The 15320-nt window shown below is 74.0% G+C and carries 16 protein-coding genes; 8 read left to right on the top strand and 8 right to left on the bottom strand.

The features are described from left to right. Positions 1 to 23 precede the first annotated feature (23 nt). From ACGF4F_RS25060 to ACGF4F_RS25070, 3 genes are all read left to right on the top strand, one after another. Complete coding sequence (locus tag ACGF4F_RS25060) at positions 24 to 494, top strand: YbaK/EbsC family protein (protein WP_357436719.1); 471 nt, start codon at positions 24 to 26, stop codon at positions 492 to 494. An 89-nt stretch (positions 495 to 583) separates the two neighbouring features. Further along, positions 584 to 868: a DUF427 domain-containing protein gene (locus ACGF4F_RS25065; protein ID WP_393080745.1), complete on the top strand. Its 285-nt coding sequence runs from the start codon at positions 584 to 586 to the stop codon at positions 866 to 868. A 58-nt stretch (positions 869 to 926) separates the two neighbouring features. Then, positions 927 to 1655 carry an RICIN domain-containing protein gene (locus ACGF4F_RS25070; RefSeq protein ID WP_393080748.1) on the top strand — a complete coding sequence of 243 codons (729 nt, stop codon included), beginning with the start codon at positions 927 to 929 and terminating at the stop codon, positions 1653 to 1655. A 122-nt stretch (positions 1656 to 1777) separates the two neighbouring features. Here ACGF4F_RS25070 and ACGF4F_RS25075 read toward each other — a convergent pair whose 3' ends face one another. Beyond that, positions 1778 to 3079, bottom strand: a complete 1302-nt coding sequence (locus ACGF4F_RS25075) for an MFS transporter (protein ID WP_393080751.1) — start codon at positions 3077 to 3079, stop codon at positions 1778 to 1780. A gap of 70 nt (positions 3080 to 3149) precedes the next feature. Here ACGF4F_RS25075 and ACGF4F_RS25080 point away from each other — a divergent pair, with 70 nt between their 5' ends. Then, the gene (locus ACGF4F_RS25080; RefSeq protein ID WP_393080754.1) at positions 3150 to 4124 is read left to right on the top strand and encodes a GlxA family transcriptional regulator; all 975 of its coding nucleotides are present in this window, start codon (positions 3150 to 3152) and stop codon (positions 4122 to 4124) included. An 89-nt stretch (positions 4125 to 4213) separates the two neighbouring features. On the opposite strand, the gene ACGF4F_RS25085 is transcribed toward ACGF4F_RS25080, so the two are convergent. Continuing rightward, on the bottom strand, positions 4214 to 4690 hold the full coding sequence (locus ACGF4F_RS25085) for a hypothetical protein (RefSeq protein ID WP_393080973.1): 477 nt from the start codon (positions 4688 to 4690) through the stop codon (positions 4214 to 4216). A 137-nt stretch (positions 4691 to 4827) separates the two neighbouring features. On the opposite strand from ACGF4F_RS25085, the gene ACGF4F_RS25090 reads away from it, so the two are divergent. Together ACGF4F_RS25090 and ACGF4F_RS25095 are read left to right on the top strand one after the other, a co-directional pair. After that, positions 4828 to 5481, top strand: a complete 654-nt coding sequence (locus ACGF4F_RS25090; RefSeq protein ID WP_393080757.1) for an SRPBCC family protein — start codon at positions 4828 to 4830, stop codon at positions 5479 to 5481. Continuing rightward, positions 5481 to 5885 (top strand): metalloregulator ArsR/SmtB family transcription factor, encoded by a 405-nt coding sequence (locus ACGF4F_RS25095; protein WP_357436707.1) that lies wholly within the window; start codon positions 5481 to 5483, stop codon positions 5883 to 5885. The genes ACGF4F_RS25090 and ACGF4F_RS25095 overlap by 1 nt, the downstream gene beginning before the upstream one ends. Before the next feature lie 150 nt (positions 5886 to 6035). Here the strand turns inward: ACGF4F_RS25095 and ACGF4F_RS25100 are convergent, their stop codons facing one another. The 3 genes from ACGF4F_RS25100 to ACGF4F_RS25110 are packed head-to-tail and all read right to left on the bottom strand — an operon-like array spanning position 6036 to position 9992. Beyond that, a complete protein-coding gene (locus tag ACGF4F_RS25100; RefSeq protein WP_393080760.1) occupies positions 6036 to 7988 on the bottom strand; it encodes a VWA domain-containing protein in 1953 nt (650 codons plus the stop codon). A gap of 2 nt (positions 7989 to 7990) precedes the next feature. After that, positions 7991 to 9469: a magnesium chelatase gene (locus tag ACGF4F_RS25105; protein ID WP_393080763.1), complete on the bottom strand. Its 1479-nt coding sequence runs from the start codon at positions 9467 to 9469 to the stop codon at positions 7991 to 7993. Between the two features lie 28 nt (positions 9470 to 9497). Beyond that, positions 9498 to 9992, bottom strand: a complete 495-nt coding sequence (locus ACGF4F_RS25110; protein ID WP_393080766.1) for a winged helix-turn-helix transcriptional regulator — start codon at positions 9990 to 9992, stop codon at positions 9498 to 9500. A 97-nt stretch (positions 9993 to 10089) separates the two neighbouring features. Here ACGF4F_RS25110 and ACGF4F_RS25115 point away from each other — a divergent pair, with 97 nt between their 5' ends. Both ACGF4F_RS25115 and ACGF4F_RS25120 read left to right on the top strand, forming a co-directional pair. Beyond that, positions 10090 to 11526 (top strand): MFS transporter, encoded by a 1437-nt coding sequence (locus ACGF4F_RS25115; RefSeq protein ID WP_393080769.1) that lies wholly within the window; start codon positions 10090 to 10092, stop codon positions 11524 to 11526. 15 nt (positions 11527 to 11541) lie between these two features. After that, a complete protein-coding gene (locus tag ACGF4F_RS25120; RefSeq protein ID WP_357436692.1) occupies positions 11542 to 12027 on the top strand; it encodes a pyridoxamine 5'-phosphate oxidase family protein in 486 nt (161 codons plus the stop codon). Positions 12028 to 12146: 119 nt separating this feature from the next. Here the strand turns inward: ACGF4F_RS25120 and ACGF4F_RS25125 are convergent, their stop codons facing one another. From ACGF4F_RS25125 to ACGF4F_RS25135, 3 genes are all read right to left on the bottom strand, one after another. Next, positions 12147 to 13253 (bottom strand): hypothetical protein, encoded by a 1107-nt coding sequence (locus tag ACGF4F_RS25125; protein ID WP_393080772.1) that lies wholly within the window; start codon positions 13251 to 13253, stop codon positions 12147 to 12149. 76 nt (positions 13254 to 13329) lie between these two features. Beyond that, the gene (locus tag ACGF4F_RS25130) at positions 13330 to 13980 is read right to left on the bottom strand and encodes a response regulator transcription factor (protein WP_073832894.1); all 651 of its coding nucleotides are present in this window, start codon (positions 13978 to 13980) and stop codon (positions 13330 to 13332) included. Continuing rightward, positions 13977 to 15278, bottom strand: coding sequence for a sensor histidine kinase (locus ACGF4F_RS25135; RefSeq protein ID WP_393080775.1), 1302 nt, complete (start codon positions 15276 to 15278; stop codon positions 13977 to 13979). The genes ACGF4F_RS25130 and ACGF4F_RS25135 overlap by 4 nt, the downstream gene beginning before the upstream one ends. Positions 15279 to 15320 lie beyond the last annotated feature (42 nt).

Here is a 15320-nt window from a genome sequence, read left to right on the forward strand (position 1 = left end):
GCGGGCGGGTTACCGTGGCGGGCATGCCGTCCCCCGCGATCGCCGCCCTCGACGCCGCCGGACTGCCGTACCGGGTGATCCGGCACGGCCCGGTCCGCAGCCTCGCCGAGGCCGCCCGGGCGCGCGGCGTCGCGGTCCCCGACGTGGTCAAGACCATCGTGGTACGCCGGGGCGAGGACGACCATCTGTTCGTGCTCACCCCCGGCGACCGGGTCGTCTCCTGGCCCAAGCTGCGCGCCCTGCTCGGGGTGAGCCGGATGTCCATGCCTGACGCCGAGGCGGCCCGGGCGGCCACCGGCTACGAGCGCGGCACCATCACGCCGTTCGGCTCGACCACCGCCTGGCCGGTGGTCGCCGACGAGCGGCTGCGCGGCCGGGAGATCACCCTCGGCGCGGGCGAGCACGGGGTGGCCGTGGCCGTCGACGCCGACGCGGCCCTCGCCACGCTCGACGCGACGGTCGCCGACGTGACCGACCCGGAACCGGCCCGCTGACCGGCAGCGTCAGGGCCCGCCGGCCAGCCGCCCCGACTTCGCCTGCCTCGAAGTCGTCAAGGTCCGCCCGACGGCCTACCGTGGACAGCATGCCGAAAGCTGTCTGGAACGACCTGGTCATTGCGGAGAGCGACGACACGGTGGTGGTCGAAGGAAACCACTACTTCCCCCGCGCCGCGCTGCGCGAGGACCTGATCCGCGACTCGGCCACCCACACGTTCTGCCCGTGGAAGGGCACCGCGTCGTACTACACCCTCGAACAGGCGGGCCGGACCAGCGCGGACGCCGTCTGGTACTACCCCGACCCGAAGCCGGAGGCGGAGATGGTGCGCGACCGGGTCGCGTTCTGGAAGGACGTCCAGGTCGTCGACTGAGTCACGCCCGCACCGGGCCGGCTCGCCATCGATGCTCGCCGTGGGTCAGGATGCCCCCATGTCCGCGCCCCGCACCGACCCGCCCGGCACCGTCTACGGCGCCCGCCGTCTGGCCCGTCTCCGCCTGCCGCAGGACCCGCTGATGCGGATCGCGCTGGGCGTTGCCGTGGTCGGCGTCCTCCTGGGGGCGTTCCTCGCCACCGGGGTGCTCGGCGGCGGCGACCAGCCGGTGTCCACGGCGGCCGTGCCGACCCCCACGGCGAGCGAGTCGAGTCCGGCCGCGCCCACCACGGAGGCCACGCCCACCACGGCCGCGCCCACCACGGCCGCCCCGCCGTCGCCGACGGCCGCGCCGGCGCCCCCGGCCCCCGCGGCCGGACCGAAGGTGTTCCGTGGCGTCCCCTCCGGGCGCTGCGTCGGGGTGACCGGTGACGAACCGGAGGGCGCGCAGGCGGCGCTGGCCGATTGCACCGGCGGCCCGGAGCAGCAGTGGGTGGCGACCCCGGTCGCCGCCGACGTGTTCACCCTGGTCAACGCGGCGAGCGGCAAGTGTCTGGACGTCTACGGGCAGAGCGCCGACGACGGCGCGAAGGTGGTGCAGTGGTCCTGCAACGGGCAGGCCAACCAGCAGTGGCGGCTCGCACCGGCGGCCGGCGGCGCCGTGCTGCTGGTGGCCGTGCACAGCGGCAAGTGCGCGCAGGTCCACGACGCCGGTAGCGACGCGGGCAGCGCGCTGGAACAGGCCCCGTGCGGCGGCGCGCCCGAGCAGCAGTGGGCGATCGGGTAGCCCCGGGGGTGGGTCGCCGATGTGGCGGTGTCCGGCCGCCGCGGACATCGCCAGGTCGCCGATGACACGGGCGGGCCTCGGCGGCCCGGCCGGCGGACGGGGACATCGCCAGGTCGCCGGCGTCAGCCCCGGTAGCTCCACGCGCGGGGCGCGGCGGCCACCGGCACCGCGACCGGCACGGGCACCGGTTGTCGTCGGCGCAGCAGCAACGACAGCCCGGCCGCCCCGATCGACAGCGCGCCGGCCGCGTACCAGGCGAGGGCGTAGTCGCCGAGCTGGTCGCGGACCAGTCCGGCGCCGGTCGCCGCCACCGCGGCGCCGATCTGGTGGGCGGCGAACACCCAGCCGAAGACGACCGCGCCGGACGCGCCGAAGTATTCCCGGCACAGTGCCACGGTCGGCGGCACGGTGGCCACCCAGTCCAGCCCGTAGAAGACGATGAAGACCAGCATGCTGGGCTGCGCGGTGTCGGCGAAGAGGCCCGGAAGCACCAGCAGCGACGCGCCGCGCAGCGCGTAGTAGGCGCCGAGCAGCAGCCGGCTGTCCATCCGGTCGGTGAGCCAGCCGGAGGCCACCGTGCCGGCGATGTCGAAGATCCCGACCAGGGCGAGCAGGCCGGCGGCGGTGGTCTCCGGCATGCCGTGGTCGTGCGCCGCCGGCACGAAGTGGGTGCCGACGAGGCCGTTGGTGGTCGCGCCGCAGATCGCGAAGCCGCCGGCGAGCAGCCAGAACGGTCGGGTTCGCGCGGCGGCGGTGAGCGCGCCGATCGCCCGGGCCGCCGCCCCGCGGGCCGGCGGGGCGGGGGGCAGCACCTCGTTGGCGCCGTAGGCGGGCAGGCCGAGATCCGCCGGGTGTTCGCGCAGCAGCCACACCACCAGGGGTACGACCGCCAGCGCCGCCCCGGCGACGACCAGCGCCGCCACCCGCCAGCCGTGGTCGCGGACCAGCACGGCGATCAGCGGGAGGAAGACCAGCTGCCCGGTCGCCCCGCCCGCGGTGAGCACGCCGGTGACCAGCCCTCGCCGGCGGACGAACCAGCGCCCGGTGACCGTGGCCACGAAGGCCAGCGCCATCGATCCGGTGCCCAGCCCGACCAGGACGCCCCAGCAGAGGATGAGCTGCCAGCTCGCACTCATCATGACGGTCAGCCCGCTGCCGAGGGCCACCAGCACCAGCGCGCCGGCCACCACGCGGCGGATGCCGAACCGGTCCATCAGCGCGGCGGCGAACGGGGCGGTCAGCCCGTAGAGCATCAGGTTGACCGAGACGGCGGCGGAGATCGTCGCGAGGGGCCAGCCGAACTCGGCGTGCAGCGGGTGCAGCAGCACCCCGGGCGTGGCGCGGAAACCGGCCGCGCCGACCAGCGCCACGAAGGCGACGGCGGCGACGGCCCAGGCCGGGTGAAGACGGCGGGAACGGGTCACGCTCCGAGTCTCGGGGTGGGCGGACCGCACGACGAGTGGCCGGAAAGCCATCGTGCGCAATAATCGGGCCATGGTTGTCGTTCCGCACCGGATCGCCGTGCTCGCCCTCGACCAGGTGGTCGGCCTGGACCTGGGCACCCCGTCCCAGGTCTTCGGCACCGCCCGTACCGACGACTTCCAGCAGCTCTACACCGTCGACGCCTGCGCCCCCGGCGGTGGCCCGGTCCGCAGCACCGCCGGGTTCCAGGTCGTCCCCGATCACGGGCTGGAGCTGCTCGACGCCGCCGACACGGTGATCGTCCCCGGCATCCACGGCGGCCCGCCGCTGGCGGACGGGACGCTGGCCGCCGAGGTGACGGCGGCGCTGCGGGCCGCCCACGAGCGTGGCGCGCGCATCATGTCGATCTGCACCGGCGCGTTCGTGCTGGCCGCCGCCGGCCTGCTCGACGGCCTCCGGGCCACCACCCACTGGGCGTACGCGGACCGCTTCCGCCGGCTGCACCCGGCCGTGGACCTCGACCCGGACGTGCTGTTCATCGACTCCGGCCGGGTGCTCACCTCGGCCGGGGTGGCCGCCGGCCTCGACCTGTGCCTGCACGTGATCCGCACCGACCACGGCAGCGAGGTGGCGAACCGGTCCGCCCGGCGCTGCGTGGTGCCGCCGTGGCGGGACGGCGGCCAGGCCCAGTACATCGAGCGCCCGGTCCCCCGAGCGGCGGAGACCGGCACCGCGGCCACCCGGGAGTGGGCCCGGCAACGGCTGCACGAGCCGGTGGCGCTGCGCGACCTGGCCGCGCACGCCCGGATGAGCGTGCGCACCTTCACCCGGCACTTCCGCTCGGAGACCGGACTCAGCCCGGCGCAGTGGCTGCTCCAGCAGCGCACCGATCACGCCCGGCTGCTGCTGGAGACCACCGACCTGAGCGTCGACCAGATCGCCCGGCACGCCGGCTTCGGCACCACCGCCGCCCTGCGCCAGCATTTCCACCAGCGGGTCGGCGTCGCCCCCACGGCCTACCGCCGCACCTTCCACCGCGTCTCCTGATCCCCGCTGCCGCACCGGCAGGGCCTCGGGGAGCGCGTCTCACCCAGGAGCTTCGCCGGGCATCGCCCACGCCACCGGCTCGTCTTCGCTCAGGCCAGGTGTGGCTGGCGGCGCAGGGCGCGGAGCTGGGCCAGGTGCATCGGCAGGTGGACGCGGGTGTGCAGGTCCAGGGTGCGGCCCCAGGGCAGCGAGTCGGCCACGTCCAGGTCGAAGCCCTCCCGCAGCACCGTCTCCACCGGGGTCTCCGCGGCCGGGCCGAGGCGTTCGGCGAGGGTGCACAACTTCTGGCTGGTCGCCCGGAGCAGCGCGGCCAGCCCGTCCAGCCCGCCGCACTCGGAGACCAGCGCGTCGAGCTGCGGGCGGTGGATGGTCTCCAGGTCGTAGTACGCGAACGGCGAACCGGCCAGCACCGCCTCGGTCGCCTCGCTCATCAGCTCGTCGTTGGCGGCCAGGTGGGCGACGATCTGCTCGGCGCTCAGCTCCCCGTCCTCGGGCGGCCCGAACCCGCCGGCGTCCACCTCCGCGAGCACCGTCTCGTACGCGCGCCGCAGCTGCGCGGCGTCCACGTCGTCCATGCCCGCATCCAACCCCGCCTACGGACGGCAGCGCCGCGGCTACCCCGCCGGGTTCACCCGGACGAGGCCGGGGTTTACCCACCCGATCGACCGGGCTAATATAAGCCAAAACTTATGAAGGAGGAGTCTTGACGCTCACCAGTGACCCCGTCCACGCCGCCGGTCTGGTGGCCCGCGAAATCCGCGGCGGCACCCGCGACGGCCGACCCACCAAGATCGCCATAGCCCGCCGCCGGTACGCCGCCGAACGCCCCGACGTGTGGGACGCGCTCACCAACGCCGAGCGGATCCCGCGCTGGTTCCTTCCGATCAGCGGCGACCTGGTCGTCGGCGGCCAATACCAGCTCGAGGGCAACGCCAGCGGCGTCGTGGAGCGCTGCGCCGAACCGGAGAGCTTCGCGGTGACCTGGGAGTTCAACGGCCAGGTCTCGTGGGTGCAGGTCCACCTCGGCGAGGCCGACGGCGGCACGACGCTGGAACTGGTCCACGAGGCGCACGTCGACCCCGACCTGTGGGCGCAGTTCGGCCCGGGGGCGGTCGGCATCGGCTGGGACCTCGCGCTGCTGGGCCTCGGCCAGCACCTGGCCGGCGCCGCCCTCGACCCGGCCGAGGGGGCCGCCTGGCCGCTCAGCCCCGACGGCACCCGATTCGTCCGGCTCGCCGGCGAAGGCTGGGCCCAGGCCGCGATCGGCGACGACGACGACCCGGAGCAGGCCCGCGCCGCCGCGGCGCGTACCGTCGCGTTCTACACGACCGCGCCGGAGGAGGCACCGGAGGGCTGATGGCGGGTGCCGTCTTCGACGCGCTCGGCGATCCCGTGCGCCGCCGGATCCTCGAGCTGCTGAGCCTCGGCGAGCGGCCGGCGGGCGCGATCGCGGACGCGCTGCACGCACAGTTCGGGATCTCCCAGCCGGCCGCCTCCCAGCACCTCCGCGTCCTGCGCGAGGCCGGGCTGGTGACCGTACGCGCCGAGGGCACCCGCCGCATCTACGGCGTCGACAGCGCCGGAGTCGCCGTGGCCCAGGAGTGGCTCGCGCGCTTCGCGGACCCCTTCGCCCAGCCCCTCGACGCCCTGGAGACCGAGCTCGCCCGCGGTCGCCGGGCACGGCGACGGGCCGGCAACCCGGACCAGGCCCGGGAGCCGGGCCCCACGACCGAGCGCCGACCACCCCGAGCCACCGCCTGATCTCAGGATTGTCCGGACACGCCGACCCGACGATGCTCCATACACCCGTGGCGGGCCACCCGATCGCAGACCGCGAGTCGTTCCCGACATCAGCTCGACAGCGGGCTAACGAGGGACCCGCCGGCCGACCCGACGGGAGCCGGCGACCGGTCAGCGGCGGCCGTGGCGGGCGCGCAGGTAGTCGGAGACCACGTACTCGCCGAGATCGTCGAGATCGGGGGTGAACATCCGGCCCCGGGACCGGCGGGCTACCGCGTCGACGAACCGGCGCAGACCCGCATCGTCGCCGAGCATGAACAGATTCAGCGTCGCGCCGTAGCGGGTGAGCCGGTCCACCTCCCGGATGGTCGCCTCGATCGTCTCCGGCAGCGGCGGCCAGTGGAAGTACGCCTCCCCGTCGTCCGGGTCGAGGTGGGCGGTCGGCTCACCGTCGGTCACCACCAGCACCACCGGCTCGGCGCCGGGGTGCCGGCGCAGATGCCGGCCGGCCAGCCGCAGCGCGTGCTGCAAATTGGTGCCCTGCTGCAGATCCGGCTCCACCGCCGCCAACTCCTGCTGGGTCAGCGGCAGCGCCTCCCGCCCGAACCCGATGATCTGCAGCGCGTCCTGCGGGAACCGGGTCGCCACCAGATGCGACAGCGCCAACGCCGTCTGCTTCATCGGCCCCCAACGCCCCTGGGAGATCATCGAGTACGACAGGTCGACGCAGAGCGCCACCGCCGCCGACGCCCGCCGCTCCGTCTCCACCACCTCGAAGTCGTCGACCGCGAGCTGCACCGGCACGCCCGGACCGGCCCGGCGTACCGCACGGGTCAGCGTGCGCACCACGTCGAGGGGCTGCTCGTCGCCGTACTCCCACGGCCGGGAGGCGCCGCTGACCTCGCCGGCCGCGCCCGCCGAGCGCAGGTCGTGCTGGCCGCGCGGGCCGGCCGTCAGATCGGCGAAGACCCGCCGCAGGGCCGTGCCGGCCAGCCGGCGCAACGCCTTCGGGCTCAGCGTCAACCCCTCCGCGTCCCGAGTCACCCAGCCCTGCCGGCGCAGCTCCCGCTCCAGCTCCCGCAGCCGGCGTACGTCGTCGGCCGCGTCCCGGCCCAGCGTCCGCGCCACCGCGTCGACATCGACGTCGTCCAGGGTGGCGCCCGGCTGGTCCTGGTCGAGCTGGTCCAGCAGCTCGTCCAACTCGGCGAGCTCACCGAGCGCCCCGGCCGCCTCGCCGTAGCCGAGCGGCCGGTCGCCCCGGATCCGCTCGCCGCGCTGCCAGTTCAGGTCCGGGCGCAGCGCCCGCAGCTGCGCGTCCAACTGCGCCAGCTCCCCGGCCAGCCGCTCGCCGAGGGACTGGCGCATCAGCCCGGCCAGCTCCTCCCGCTGCCGATCCGACAGCGACCGCATCAGCCGCTCCCCGGCCGCCGCCCGGCGGGCCAGCACGTCGATCAGCTCGTCGACGTCCTTCGGCCGTTCCGGGAAGAACTCGCCGTGCCGGCGCATGAACTCGGCGAACGCGTCGGTGGTGTCCTCGGACCGGGCGTGCCGGGCGAGCAGGTCGTTGAGGTCGCGCATCATCTCGGCGAGCTGCCGCTGGGCGGCCGGGTCCGCGGCGGCCCGCGCCGCGTCCCGCAGCCCGGCGAAGCGCTGCTCCAGCACCTCGCCGCGCAACCCGTCCAGGATCCGCTGGTACGTGGCCCGCGCCTCGTCGCTGGCCCAGTCGTACCCGGACAGCTCCTCCACGGCGCGGGCGGTCGAGCGGGGCAGGTTGTCCAGCACCGCCTCGGCGAAGCGGGCGTCGTCGCCGTCCCGGCCGCGCAGCTCCTCCCGCTCGGCTGCCAGGGCCTGGTCGAGCAGCGCCCGCGCCCGGGTCACCGCCCCGTCCAGGTCGCCCCGGCGCAGCGCCTCGCGGCGCAGCCGCCGGGCCCGGGCGGCCAACTCGTCCAGGCCGCCGCGCCCCTGCGGGCCGCGCCGCAGCAGATCCCGCAGCGCCTCCCGCAGGCTGCCGCCGCCCAGCACCTCCGCGCCGACCGCGTCCACCGCGGCCCGCACGTCGTACGGCGGGGCGAGCGGGTCGGGCCCGCCGCGCCACTGCCCGTACCGGAACCGGTTGCCGGCCATGCTCAGTCCCGGCCGCCGTAGACGGTGCGCCCGGAGTCGGTGACGTCCTTGCCCAACCGGCGGGTCAGGTGCAGCCCTTCCAGCACGAACTCGATCCCGGCGGCCGCCTCCTCCGGGCTGGGCGCGTCGCCCAGGCCCAGCCGGTCGAGCACCTTGGCCAGCCCCGGCACGGTGCCGACCTGGCGCAGCAGCTCGGCGGAGGAGACCAGCTCGCCGGTCTCGATCACCTCACCCTCGGCGACCAGCGCGGTGAACCCGGACAGGTCCAACCCGGCCAGGCGGCCCCGGAACGTCTCGGCGGTGGCGGTGCGCAGCAGGTGGGCCAGGATCTCGATCTCCCGCCCCTCCTCGCCGCTCTCGAACTCGACCTTGCCGCGCAGGGTGGAGGTCACCGAGACCGCGTCGCCGACCCGGGCCACCGGCGCCTCGGGACGTACCACGGGGTCGCCGGCCCCGGACGCGGCGCCGCCGGCCGCCGGAGCGGCGAGCAGGCCGGCGCGGCGCAGCGCGGCCGCTGCGACGGTCTCCGCGGCGGCGATCGCGAACCGCGCGGACACCCCGGAGCGCGGGTCCACCGACGGCGACTCCCGCACCGCGCGGGCGAACCGGGCGAGCACCTCCAGCACGTGCTCCGGCACCTCGGCGACCAAGTCGGCCTCCTGCCGGATCAGCGCCAGCTCCAGCTCCAGGTCGGCCGGGTAGTGGGTACGGATCTCCGCGCCGAACCGGTCCTTCAGCGGGGTGATGATCCGGCCCCGGTTGGTGTAGTCCTCCGGGTTGGCGCTGGCCACCAGCAGCAGGTCGAGCGGCAGGCGCAGCTGGTAGCCGCGGACCTGGATGTCCCGCTCCTCCAGCACGTTCAGCAGCGCCACCTGGATCCGTTCGGCCAGGTCGGGCAGCTCGTTGACGGCGAAGATGCCCCGGTTGGTGCGCGGCACCAGTCCGAAGTGGATGGTCTCCGGGTCGCCGAGCGTACGCCCCTGGGCGATCCGGATCGGGTCCACGTCCCCGATCAGGTCGCCGACGCTGGTGTCCGGCGTGGCCAGCTTCTCGCCGTACCGCATCGAGCGGTGCAGCCAGCCGATCGGCAGCTCGTCGCCGCGCTCCGCGACGAGGGCGCGGGCGGCCGGGGTGAGCGGGTGCATCGGGTGCTCGTTGAGCACCGAGCCGGGAATGACCGGGGTCCACTCGTCGAGCAGCGCGCCGAGCGACCGGATCAGCCGGGTCTTGCCCTGGCCCCGCTCGCCGAGCAGCACCATGTCGTGGCCGGCGAGCAGGGCCCGCTCGACCTCCGGCAGCACCGTGTCCTGGTAGCCCACGATGCCCGGGAAGCGCTCCTCCCCGGAGCGCATCCGGGCGAGGAGGTTGTCGCGGATCTCCTGCTTGACCGTGCGGTAGTGGTGGCCGGCCGCCCGCAACGCGCCGAGCGTGCCGGGCAGGTCGGCGGGCGGGACCGGGGAAACCTGGTTTGGCGCAGTCACCTGAGCAACGCTAGCGCGCGGTTGGGGGTCACCGACGGCCCGCGAGGACTTCCCGGGCGATGGCATCTCGTTCGGCTGCCTCGCGTTCGGCTCGGGCCTGTTCCGCGGCAGCGCGCTGGTCATAGGCCGCTCGCGCGGTGGCAATTTCGTTCTGGTGCGTCTCGGTCCACGTCACCAGTGCCCGGATTGTCTTGTGCAGGGTGGTGCCGAGTGCGGTCAGCTCGTAGTCAACGCGGGGTGGAACCGTCGGGTGCACCGTCCGACTCACCAGCCCGTCACGTTCCAGGTGCCGCAGGGTGCGGGCGAGCATTCGCTGGCTGATGCCGTCGATCATGCGCCGTAGCTCGGTGAAGCGCAGGCTGCGTCGGTCCAGCAGGGCGATGACGAGCAGTGACCACTTGTCGGCGATCCGGTCGAGGATCTGGCGCACCTCACAGTCCTCGCGGGTGTCCCACTGGAGGACGTCGTAGTCGGCGTCGGTATCTCCGCAGTCACCGAGGGACCGGAAAGTTCCGTCTTCCATGCCTGTTGATGGTGCCTGACGATGCTGTCGGTAACAAGAAGGAACCAACATGCACCAGGAGAACCGGAGGGTGATACGCCCTCCGAGAGGAGTCGCGATGTCTACGTCGAGCAGCCGAATGGGTGTGCGGGCGTGGGGTGTGTTGTTCGTGTTGTGCGGGGCGATCTTCCTCGAGGGGATCGACGTGGCGATGCTGAATGTCGCGCTGCCGGCCATCAGGGAGGATCTCGGGCTGTCGACCGGGGTGCTCAGCGGGGTGGTGAGCTCCTACGTGCTCGGGTACGGGGGCTTCATGCTGCTGGGCGGGCGAGCGGCCGACCTGCTCGGCCGGCGGCGGATGTTCCTGCTGTGGCTGGTGGTCTTCCTGATCTTCTCTGGGCTGGGTGGTTTCGCCACCGAGGGCTGGATGCTGCTGGCGGCGCGCTTCGTCACCGGAGTGGCGGCTGCGTTCATGGCCCCCGCCGGGCTGGCCCTGGTGACCAGCAACTTCCCCGAGGGCCCGCAGCGCAACAGGGCGCTGGGGGTGTACGCCGGCACCGCCGCCGGTGGCTTCTCCCTCGGCTTGGTCGCTGGTGGCCTGCTGGTCTCGGCCGGCTGGCGGTGGGTGTTCTTCGCTCCGGTAATTCTCGCCGCGGTGATTCTGCTGGCCGCGGTGCCGCTGCTGAAGGATGACGTGCAGGAGACCCCGGAAGTGCAGGGCTTCGATTTCGCCGGTGCCCTCAGCGTCACGGCCGCCATGCTGCTGCTCGCCTACGGTGTGGTCCGGCTGGAGCACGGTGGGGAGGGGCTTGGGACGACCGTGGCGTTCCTCGCCGCAGGCCTGGTTGTTCTGGGAGTCTTCGCCCTGATCGAGCGGCGCTCGGCCAGCCCGCTTGTCCGGCTCGGCATCCTGAAGTCGGCTCCGTTGGTGCGGACCAACCTGGCTGCGCTGCTGTTCATGGTCAGCTTCGCCGGGTTCCAGTTCATGGTGACGCTCTACCTGCAGGAGTTGCGGGGCTGGACCGCCCTGCAGACGGGTCTGGCGATGCTCGTCGTTGGCATCGACACCATCCTCGCCCCGACCCTGACGCCGTGGCTGGTCAACCGGTTCGGAAACGTGCGGATCCTCTTCGGCGGCATCGTCTCCGCCGCGCTGGCTTACACGCTGTTCCTGCCGGTCGCGCCGGATTGGGCCTACGCGGCGATGCTGCCGAGCATGCTCCTGCTGGGCCTGGCCTTCTCGCTGTCCTACGGCCCCCTGACCATGGCAGCCACCGATGGCATCGACGAACGGGAGCACGGCCTGGCCGGTGGCCTGCTCTACACCTCGATGCAGTTCGGTATGGCGCTCGGCATTTCCGCGGTAACCGCGGTGAGCCTGGCCACGGGCAGCGCGCAGGACGGGGAAGGCATCAGCCTGGAGGCAATCCGCAGTGGCCTGGTGCTGCCGGCGGCTGCTGCCGTCCTCGCCGCGCTCATAACGGCGTTCGGTCTGCGCCGGAAGGCACCGACGCCTCGGGTGCCGACGCCGGCAGCAGCCCGCACATTGGTCTGAGCAGGAGGAGCAGCGATGGCGATCAGGGTTGCCACGTTCTCGATGATCGAAAGCCAGTTCAACGCCTACCTGCGGGACATCGGCTACGCCACCATGACCACGGTCGACGTCAAGGGCCGCCCCCGAGCTCGAGTGCTGATCGCGGTGTGGGAACAGGTCGACGAGCGGCTGCTGGGCTGGCTGGCGACGTACAAGACGCCGGTCAAGGCGGCACACCTGGCCACCAACCCGCACGCCACGTTCTCGTACTGGAGTCCTCGGCAGAACGCCGTGGCGATCGACACGGTCACTGAGTGGGTGGACGACATCGAGACCAAGCACTACGTGTGGCAGCTGTACGAGCGGACCAGCCCGACCGGAGTCGGATACCCCCTCGGCAACTTCTGGCGCAGCCCCGCCGACCCGAAGCTGCACGTGCTACGGCTGACCCCGTGGCGCGTCCAAGTCATCCGCGGCACCGATCTGCAGAGCCGTATCTGGCGGGCGCCCGACGCCGACTGACGGCTCGAAGAGACACCCGCCGCCGGTCGTACCGGCTGGAAGGACCGGCGGCGTGTCGGCCGTAACAGAGGATCCTTTGCCGCGCTGGTGCGAGCACGCGGAGGGCCCGGCCTCCTGGCTCAACCAGGAAGATTCCCGCGCTGCTGAACGGGTTCGTCACGCCTGCCACACCGTGGGCAGGCACCCCGACGGCGCAGGTGGTACGCCACCGCCGCCGCCCCGAGCGCGACCCCCCAGAGCGGCCAGAGCAGCATCGGCGCGGTGGTGAGACTGAACCCGCCACTCATCTCCCAGAACTTGGGGAGGCTGATCAGCCCGAGGGTGGCCGCGGTCACCGAGATCGCGACCAAGGCCGCCGGTACGACCGCCAACGTGATCGGCACCCGCCGCCCGGCCAGCCCCACCATCCACCGGGGGAACCGTTCACCCCAGGGCCTTACCAGGCCGAGGGTGAGGATCGCGCCGACCGTGGCGAACGCGGCCAGTCCGGCACCCGCCCACACCAGCCCGGTCTCCCGCATCTCCCGCAGGAAGTCCCCCGGGATGCCGAGCGGAATGCCTGCCGCCCAGGCGAACCGGACCACCGCGTAGGAGAGCGGGATGGCCGCGGCCGGGTAGGCGGCCCACCGCCCCCAGCGGGCGGCCGCCGCGGGCGAGGTCCAGGCCCGCTCGTCGTCGTCGCGACCGCAGGCCGGGCAGGCGCCGGCGGTACGCCGCTGCCAGACCAACAGCGCCCCGGCCAGCAGAACAGCGCCGACCAACGCGCAGCACCTCGCCAGCAGCGGCCAGTCGAAGACGTCGGCGTAGTCGACCGGCGGCCAGCCGAACGGCGCGCCGATGATCAGCATCGGCAGGTAGCCGAGGATGACCAGCACCCGGGCGTCCGGCACCACCACCGACAGCCCGAAGGCGACCGCCCATCCGTAGCCGAGCAACAGCGCCCGGGGCAGACCGCGTACCGCGTCGGTGCGGCTCATCAGCAGCGCCGCGACCGCCGCGAGCAGCAGCACCCCGGCGAACAGCGGGGCGCCGAGGTGGACCGGGACCAGCCGGAGCAGGCTGGCCTCGCCGTGCGAATCGTTGGCGCCGAACGGGTAGCCGGACCCGATCAGCGAGGAGACTCCGGCGAGCAGGCCCCAGCAGCCGAGCCAGGCGGCGGCGAACGGGGCGGCCAGACGAAGCCGCGCCCCGGCGGCCCGGCGGGGTGGGGAATCGGTGATCGTCATCATGGCTCCAGCCTCGGCCGGCCGGGCACCCCGATCCTCCCGTGCGGTGGGGAACCCGCTCCCCCGCCGGAGGGACTCAGCCGGTCGGCACCACGAAGCCCGACTCGTACGCGGCGATCACCGCCTGCGTGCGGTCCCGTACCCGGAGCTTGGTCAGCACGTTGCCGACGTGGGTCTTCACCGTCTCCACCCCGACCACCAGCCGCTCGGCGATCTCAGTGTTGGACAGCCCGGTGGCCATCAGCCGCAGCACCTCGGCCTCCCGGTCGGTGAGCCGCGCCGACCGCAGCCCGTCCCCGCCTCGGCCCCCGTACGCCCCGACGAGCTGCCGGATCGCCGCCGGGAAGAGCAGCGACTCACCGGCCGCCACCACCCGGATCGCCTCCACCACCTCGCTCGGGCGGGCCCGCTTGAGCAGGAAGCCGCTCGCCCCGGCGCGCAGCGCGTCGTAGACGTACTCGTCGTTGGCGAACGTGGTGATCACCAGGATGCGCGGCGGGTCGGCGGAGGTGGCGAGCAGCCGGCGGGTCGCCTGGATGCCGTCGATGGCGGGCATCCGGACGTCCATCAGCACCACTCGGGGGCGCAGCTTCGCCACCAGCGGCGGCACCTCCGCGCCGTCCGTCGCCTCACCGACCACCCGCAGGTCCGGCTGGGCGTCCACGATGGCCCGCAGCCCCACCCGGACCAGCTCGTCGTCGTCGACGATCAGCACGTCGATGCTCACCCGTCATCCCCCCTCGGCACCGGCAGCGAGGCCCGCACCCGCCACCGGTCGTCCTCCGGCCCGGCGGTGAGCCGCCCGCCGAGCAGCAGCACCCGCTCCCGCATGCCGGCCAGGCCGCGTCCGCCGCGCTCCGCCCGCGCCGCGCCGCGCAGGCCGTTGACCAGCTCGATCTCCAACCACCGACTGGTCCAGGCCGGCGCGTCCGACGCCGCGCCGCGACCGGGAGCCGCCGCGTCCTGGGGTACGTCCACCCGCAGCGTCACCGGACCGCGGCCGTGCCGGGCCGCGTTGGTCAGCCCCTCCTGCACGATCCGGTAGCCCTCCCGGGACACCGACGCGGGCAACGCCCCGACCGCCCCGCTGACCCGGGACTCGACCGCCAGGCCGGCGGCGCGGGTGTCGGCGACCAGCCGGTCCAGCCGGGCCAGGGTGGGCTGCGGTGCGGTGGAGGCCCGCGTCCGCCCGCCGTCGCTCTCCCGCAGCAACCCGAGCACGTGGTCCAGATCGTCCATCGCGTGCCGGCTGGTCTCCTCGATGGCGAGTAGCGCCCGCCGGGTGAACTCCGGGTCGACGTCGAGCAGTTCACGGGCGGCCCCGGCCTGGAGCGTGGCCACGGTCAGCGCATGTCCGACCGAGTCATGCAGCTCCCGGGCCAGCCGGTTCCGCTCGGCCAGCCGGGCGGCCCGGGCCTCCAGCGCGGCGATCCGCTCGCCCTGGGACGGGCCGAGCAGCACCGGCGCCATCGACGCGGCGAGGGCGCCCAGCCCGGCCACCGCGTAGCCGAGCCCGACCAGCAGCACCACCCCGGTCAGCGTGGCGCCGACCGGGTTCGCGATCAGCGGCCCGAACCCGTTGGCCCGGCTCACGCCCGGGTCGAGGCCGATCGGCCCGGCCAGGAAGACCAGCGCCATCGGCAGGGCGCTGATCGCCGCGAACAGCACCAGACCGCCGGTGAACAGGTGCAGCGCGATCCAGAGCGCGGCGCGTACCCGGGTCTCCCGGTCGATCCGGTGGCCCGCCGCCGGCTCGGGCAGGTCGACCGCGAGCAGCGCCCGCGCAGCCGCGATCTCCAGGGCCCGACTGCCGGCGAGGAACACCGGCACCGCCGCGAGCAGCACGGCCACCAGCAGCAGCCCGAAGACCACCGGCCGGGGTGCGTCGTCGTTGGCCAGCATCTGGGCGAAGACCGCCGCGAGCAACGCGTACGGCAGCGCGAGCACCCCGCCGAGCAGCAGGAACACCGCCCGCCGCCAGGTGCTCCCGCGCACCAGCGGCCCCAGCACCCCCCGGAGACTCACCCACCCATTCTCGCGCCGCCCAGCACCCGGTCGACTCCCCCA

This window comes from Micromonospora sp. NPDC047740 (assembly GCF_043204735.1).
Lineage (GTDB): Bacteria > Actinomycetota > Actinomycetes > Mycobacteriales > Micromonosporaceae > Micromonospora.